Source organism: Nonomuraea sp. 10N515B, from assembly GCF_052245915.1.
In the GTDB taxonomy this organism is placed as follows: domain Bacteria; phylum Actinomycetota; class Actinomycetes; order Streptosporangiales; family Streptosporangiaceae; genus Nonomuraea.
In genome coordinates this window covers 1-5391 of the sequence record NZ_JBQQBQ010000146.1, presented here as the reverse complement: position 1 = coordinate 5391, position 5391 = coordinate 1, and the positions used below count along the sequence as shown (strand labels likewise).

General features: G+C 66.6%; 7 protein-coding genes. 1 reads left to right on the top strand and 6 read right to left on the bottom strand.

Annotated features, from left to right (window positions below; genetic code table 11):
* Window positions 1-118: 118 nt before the first annotated feature.
* The 5 genes from ACTWQA_RS58395 to ACTWQA_RS58375 form a co-directional block, all read right to left on the bottom strand.
* Entirely contained in the window at window positions 119-1129 is a 1011-nt protein-coding gene (locus ACTWQA_RS58395) for a hypothetical protein (RefSeq protein WP_443167395.1), read from the bottom strand.
* A 387-nt stretch (window positions 1130-1516) separates the two neighbouring features.
* On the bottom strand, window positions 1517-1741 hold the full coding sequence (locus tag ACTWQA_RS58390) for a hypothetical protein (RefSeq protein WP_443167394.1): 225 nt from the start codon (window positions 1739-1741) through the stop codon (window positions 1517-1519).
* A gap of 19 nt (window positions 1742-1760) precedes the next feature.
* The gene (locus ACTWQA_RS58385; RefSeq protein WP_443167393.1) at window positions 1761-2177 is read right to left on the bottom strand and encodes a hypothetical protein; all 417 of its coding nucleotides are present in this window, start codon (window positions 2175-2177) and stop codon (window positions 1761-1763) included.
* Between the two features lie 78 nt (window positions 2178-2255).
* The gene (locus ACTWQA_RS58380; protein WP_443167392.1) at window positions 2256-2471 is read right to left on the bottom strand and encodes a DUF397 domain-containing protein; all 216 of its coding nucleotides are present in this window, start codon (window positions 2469-2471) and stop codon (window positions 2256-2258) included.
* Between the two features lie 118 nt (window positions 2472-2589).
* A complete protein-coding gene (locus ACTWQA_RS58375) occupies window positions 2590-2955 on the bottom strand; it encodes a hypothetical protein (RefSeq protein ID WP_443167391.1) in 366 nt (121 codons plus the stop codon).
* Window positions 2956-3056: 101 nt separating this feature from the next.
* On the opposite strand from ACTWQA_RS58375, the gene ACTWQA_RS58370 reads away from it, so the two are divergent.
* Window positions 3057-4289, top strand: coding sequence for a helix-turn-helix domain-containing protein (locus ACTWQA_RS58370; protein ID WP_443167390.1), 1233 nt, complete (start codon window positions 3057-3059; stop codon window positions 4287-4289).
* Between the two features lie 264 nt (window positions 4290-4553).
* On the opposite strand, the gene ACTWQA_RS58365 is transcribed toward ACTWQA_RS58370, so the two are convergent.
* Window positions 4554-5228 carry a hypothetical protein gene (locus tag ACTWQA_RS58365; RefSeq protein WP_443167389.1) on the bottom strand — a complete coding sequence of 225 codons (675 nt, stop codon included), beginning with the start codon at window positions 5226-5228 and terminating at the stop codon, window positions 4554-4556.
* Window positions 5229-5391: the final 163 nt, after the last annotated feature.

Here is a 5391-nt window from a genome sequence, read left to right as displayed (position 1 = left end):
TACGGTAAGCGGCACGGGTGTGCCTTCCCGACCGACGTTGGCGCGTCGGCCTTATCTCGAAACCACATCGGATGATCCGGGAAGGTACACCCCTTCCCGGCAGATCCACAGGTTTCGATCATTCCTCCGAAAACGTCCAGAGAGTCGGACTATAGGTTGCGGGGATTGATCCTAAGCCCGAACCTGCTGGTTTGTTTACCTCAATCTTGCTCGTTTGCCACTCCGACCACGGGCCAGCCACCGACGACGTAGCCGATCCAGCCAGACCCCGCACCCGCCAACGGATCAACCAACCGTCCTGCAACCTCCCAGCCACCACAGCCGGGCTCTCCCTCGGAGCCTCGCAATACCCCGTCTGAAACCCGCTCTGGCCCGACCAGATCAACCCACTACCCTGACCCGCCGCCGACGGATCATGCTCCACCTCAACAACCACCGCCATCCCGCGGCACTCCGGATCCGTCACCGTCGCGGTAAACGACGGCGTCACCGTCGGCGTCGTCCACAACCCCGACACCAACTGCCCATTCGTCCTCAACGCCGACACCGTCGGCTCCGCTAAGGTAGCCGCCACTAGTCCATCTCGGGCTCCTGCTTTGACAGCGGACCGGGCCACGGCCGGGCGTGGCAGCGGAGCGGCGGCCGATGCGTTCGGGGCGGGAGGGACAGCGGCTGGCGCGTTCCCGGTGGGAGGGGCGGCGGCGTCCGGCTCGGACTCCTCAGGGAGGGATGGCGGGGTCTTCAGGCCCTCGATGGACGAATCGGCGAGTTCGTGTGGCTCGTCGAGCGGTAACGCGCCCTTGGGTCGCTTGCCGGCTTTCACGGTGGCGGTGTCAATGCTGGTTTGGGTGACCTCGGGGCCGACCAGGTGGGGCAGGTTCTTGGCGGTGCCCGTCTGCTGGACCGGCACGCTGCTTGACGCGCCGTTGGTGGGCGACTGCGGAATATCGAGGCGCGTACGGAGCGGATCGGCCGCCGCAGGCTCTATCTGTAACTGGATCAGGCTCGGAATGAGTGCGGCAGCCAAGACCACGGTGATCCTGGCTCGCAGGCGGCCCTTCGGCTTCAGCCCGAAACCACTGCGCCCCATCACGGCACTCGACCGATTTCGCGCACGCCAAAACGTCATGCGTCACTGCTCCTGCCGTGAAGGGGCGCACCCGAAACAAGAGGCGAACGCGCTCCGATGCCCACCGTAAGATCGACATAAAGAAGATCACCTCTTGTATAGCCGAGCAGTCAATCGCCGCATAGATCCCGTAGCGAACGCCGATCCCTACTGGCTGGAACGGAACAAACGCGACTTGATATAGGCGCAGCTTGCAGAGCGCACATGCCTCACCCCTGTGACTAAGGTCACATTGGTAAGCAGTTGTACCTGATCAGAACGGGGCGTCCATAGCTCGCCCGCAGTCTGCACCGCCCCACCGAAGCCTTTCAGTGCACTTGATTGCTTCTACCTGACCAGACACATCGACGATTGGATCACTGCGCAGACGTGCATGACGGCGGAGGATCACGAGGCTTTCCTGCTGCAGCGGTGAAGGGAAGCGAGCCTCGCCCATGCCTCGAGGGCATGGGCGTACACGCCTCTGGCGGTCTCCTCGTATCCGCCATCGCCGGTCGGGTGCAGGACGAAGTACTGACCGCCCTCGGCGGCCAGCTCATACTCGCCACAGCAGGACGTGCGAGAGATCCGCAGTCGCGGGGCGCGCGGGATGAAGGGCTCCCATCGGTGCATGTGGATCACTTCCGCCCGCTCATCGGCTGCCCACCTCGGCGCGCCGCCCGATCGGGCAGGAATGGGAGACGTGCCGGTTCGGGCAGCAGATCATGCCGATCGTGGCGAATCGGCCGCCCTGGAGCCACTCGCCCCATTGCACGTCCACGCCTCGCATCAGCGCGTCGCACGCGTACTCCAGCCGGTCGCCCAAGAGGATGCGCTCCGGCAAGAGCAACGCTCCACGGACCTTGCTGTACTCGGCCGCCAGCCAGTCGGCCGTCTCGCCGACGTCGTGGAATGTAGCCGCGACCCGGGAGGCCGGTTTGGCCAGCCAGTCACCGGTCCGCATGGGCGGCAACGCTGAGGCGGCGAAGTCGGGCGAGCTGGTGCGGCGCTCGGCCTCGTTGGCGCGGTCGGCGCCGTTGCCGGTCCACTGGTAGGCGTGCCAGTGCATGATCAGGATGCTCCCGTAGAGTGCTGAGGGCGGCCCCTGCTTGCTGTGATCAGGCAGGGGCCGCCCCTTCCGGCCGTGCTAGATGGTGGTCACGCCGGCGGCACGGAGCTCGGCACCGGTGAACCGGAGGGTCCCGGCGTCCGGGTTCTTCGAGTCACGCACCGCGTAGGCGTCCTCGACGCCTGGAATCTGGGCGATCAGGACACAGGACTCCATGTCCTCCTCCTGCTGGTTGCCGCCGCACAGCTTGGTGAACGGCACCTCACCGAGCGGTTGGCCGTATAGACCCCTCATGGGATCTCCTCTCGCCTCGCCCCGGATCGGGGCGACTTCCCAAAGCGCGGTGTTGCGCCTGGGGGGTTGGACCTCAGCCCGCCGCCTGCGGCACCGGCACTCGGCGGGCCAAGGCTGCTCATATCGACCCAGTGCGGGATCGTCCTCCGTGATGGAGAAGCGCCGATTGCCAGGCCAGGGTGGACGCGAGCGCGATGGCGTCCACCCGCCGCACGATCTGCAGGACACCGGCCGCCACCATGGCGGGAGTTAGATCGGGAAGGAGCCTGGCCGTCCACCACACGTTCCCGCTCGAGTCCCGCTCGCGCTCGATGTCCCATACCGGGTAGGTGTTGCGGAGCACCGAGAGCTGACGGCCCGCCACATCCTGCAGGAGGGCCGCCTGTGCCACGGCCTGCCGAGCGTTGTGCTCGGCGGCTTGCATGAGCTCTTGTAGCTGCTCGGTGTCGGTCGTCGCGTCGTAGTCGTCCGTGTCCAAGTGCACGGTTCCATCACAGTCGCGCGTGGTACGACTGCGGGAGAGGACACTGGAGGCGCACCCGGACGTCCGCCCGTGTCCGCCCATCCCCCGGAGGTGTGCAGGCGATGAGCAAGGTTCCGGCCTGGGCAGGTCGGCTACGCGCCGAGCGGACCAGGCGAGGCTGGTCTCAACGGGATCTCGCCGTACAGTTGTCCAAGGTGGCCGACAGTGCCATGCCCGAGGCCGAGAGCATGGTGCGCCGGATCCGGGACCACGAGTGCGGCAGGCACCGGCCTGACGACGAGTACGCCGAGCTGTACTGCCGCCTGTACGGGTCGAGCGAACACGCCCTCTTCAACGACGAGGACGACGAGACGTACCTCGGCGACGAGATCGACGCGATCGAACTCGCCCGCCGCGCAGGAGCGAGCGACGTCGGCCAAGAGACGTTGGAACGGCTTGAGCTCGCGGTGGATGATCTCGCGTCGGCCTACCCCCGCACACCCCCGAGCGAGCTGCTCGGGAGAGTACGGCGGCACCTAGAGTACGTCGCGCGACTCCTCGACGGCAAGAAGACCCTCACCGAGCATCGCCGCCTGCTCGTGGCCGGCGGATGGCTCTCGCTGCTTGCGGCCACCTGCCATATCGACCTCCGGCAGCACCCGGCCGCCGCGGCCCGGCTACGGACCGCGGGCCAGTTGGCCGACTACGCCGAGCACCCTGAGATCAGGGCGTGGTGCCTAGAGACCGAGGCGTGGCAGGCCCTCACCGAGGGCGAGTTCCAGCACGCGATGATCCTCGCCCAAGCCGCGCAAGACGTCGCCCCCCGCAAGAGCTCGGCGTACATCCAGGCGACCGGGCAGGAAGGCCGGGCCTGGGCCCGCATGGGCAAGGGCGCAGAGACGCGGGCGGCGCTCACCCGCATTCAGCGGATGGTCTCTCCGCTCCCCATGCCGGACCGGCCAGAGCACCACTTCCGGTACGACCCCGCCAAGAGCGACGCCTACACCGCGACGACACTCTCATGGCTGGGTGATCCCGCTGCCGTCGGCTACGCGCGGCAGGTACTTGCACGGCTAGAGTCCACCGAGGACGGCGGGCCACGCCCCCGCAGGGCCGCCTCCGCGCGCCTCGATCTGGCCCTGGCGCTTCTCGAGACCGATGAGCCGGGCGAGGCCGGTCATGTCGCCCTCCAAGCAGTGGAGAGCGGCCTGCTCGTGCCCTCGAACTACTGGCGGGCCAAAGAGGTCATCGCGGGCGTCGAGGAACACGGCCTGGCAGAAGCCGTCGAACTACGCGAGGTCTATCGCGAACTGTACGGCCAGTCGAAGCCGCAGCATCCGCAGCTAGGCGCCTGAATACGGCAACGCCCCGCTGGCAGAAGCCCAGACCGCCAATCAGCCGAGTTGTAGAATTCGCGATATGAGCGAGGTGCCGATCAGCGGGGCCCAATCCCTGGGCCCTGCATTTGCCTCGACCTGGGCGGGACATCCTCCTCAAATTCAACCTGGACATTGCCGATGTCAGCGGCGCCAGATTTCAACCGGGCATGATTCCGCGATGACCAGCACGCGAACGCCGCGCCCAGGTCGCACGAGCAATCCTCACTCGTCCTCGCGTTGTCAGCTTGGAAGGCGCAGTTTGCAGATCTTCTGGGCGCACAACTCGGTGGTCGTTTTGCTGGGGTCCGGCACCTTGATCGAGACCTTGCCGCCCCATTGGGTGTAGTGGGTGTCGACGTGGAGGGTCCTGCCCGCCAGCTCACCGGGACCGTCGGTAGCCGTGTAGGTGCTCTGCACCCTGCTGACCAGGCCCGCCGGGGTAAGAGTGAGGGTGTAGGAGAGCTTTGTGTTGTCCTCCCAGCTGCTGTGGGTCGAGTGGTCCAACCAGGGAGAGACTTTCTCGAGTTCCTTGAATGTGATCGCGCCGGTCACGGCATCCCCGCTCACCTGCCCGTCCTTCAGCAGGGCGGCTAGGGTCGGGAGCTCTGTCGGATTGATGAGCTGCTCGTCGTTGCCGAGCAGTTCAGTGTGCCCGAGATGTAGCTGGTGGCTGTTCTTCCACCAGGTCTTGCCCTTCGGCAGCCATTTCCCGACCAGGCCACCGGATCGGTAGCTGGTGCCACCGATGTCATGGTTGAAGCCGATGGCGCGCTCGCGGCCGTGCTCGCTCCCGGTGGTGGTGACGTCCAGGGCCTTGACGCCGCCCTTCTCGCGAGTTTCGAAGACACCCGTGCGTCGGCGTTCTGCCCTCTCGTCAGTGCCATCCAGGAGCGTGGCCGTCTCGGTGAAGTGCACCCCCTGCCCGGAAGCCAGGACGGCCTTCAGCGCCCGGTACTACATTCAGAGATCTTGAGGTAGTGGATCTCCGCGTCGGCGGTAGTGGCTGAGCCGGGCGCGGGCCTGGTGGAGGCGGCGGAATGCTGACCAGGCCAGGACGTGCTCGATGGCGCTGGCGGCG

What these genes read in the sequence shown, in the direction of transcription:
- ACTWQA_RS58390 (WP_443167394.1), bottom strand. Translation starts at nt 1,741, where the DNA reads ATGCACCGATGGGAGCCCTTCATCCCGCGCGCCCCGCGACTGCGGATC.
- ACTWQA_RS58385 (WP_443167393.1), bottom strand. Translation starts at nt 2,177, where the DNA reads ATGCACTGGCACGCCTACCAGTGGACCGGCAACGGCGCCGACCGCGCC.
- ACTWQA_RS58370 (WP_443167390.1), top strand. Translation starts at nt 3,057, where the DNA reads ATGAGCAAGGTTCCGGCCTGGGCAGGTCGGCTACGCGCCGAGCGGACC.
- ACTWQA_RS58395 (WP_443167395.1), bottom strand. Translation starts at nt 1,129, where the DNA reads ATGACGTTTTGGCGTGCGCGAAATCGGTCGAGTGCCGTGATGGGGCGC.
- ACTWQA_RS58380 (WP_443167392.1), bottom strand. Translation starts at nt 2,471, where the DNA reads ATGAGGGGTCTATACGGCCAACCGCTCGGTGAGGTGCCGTTCACCAAG.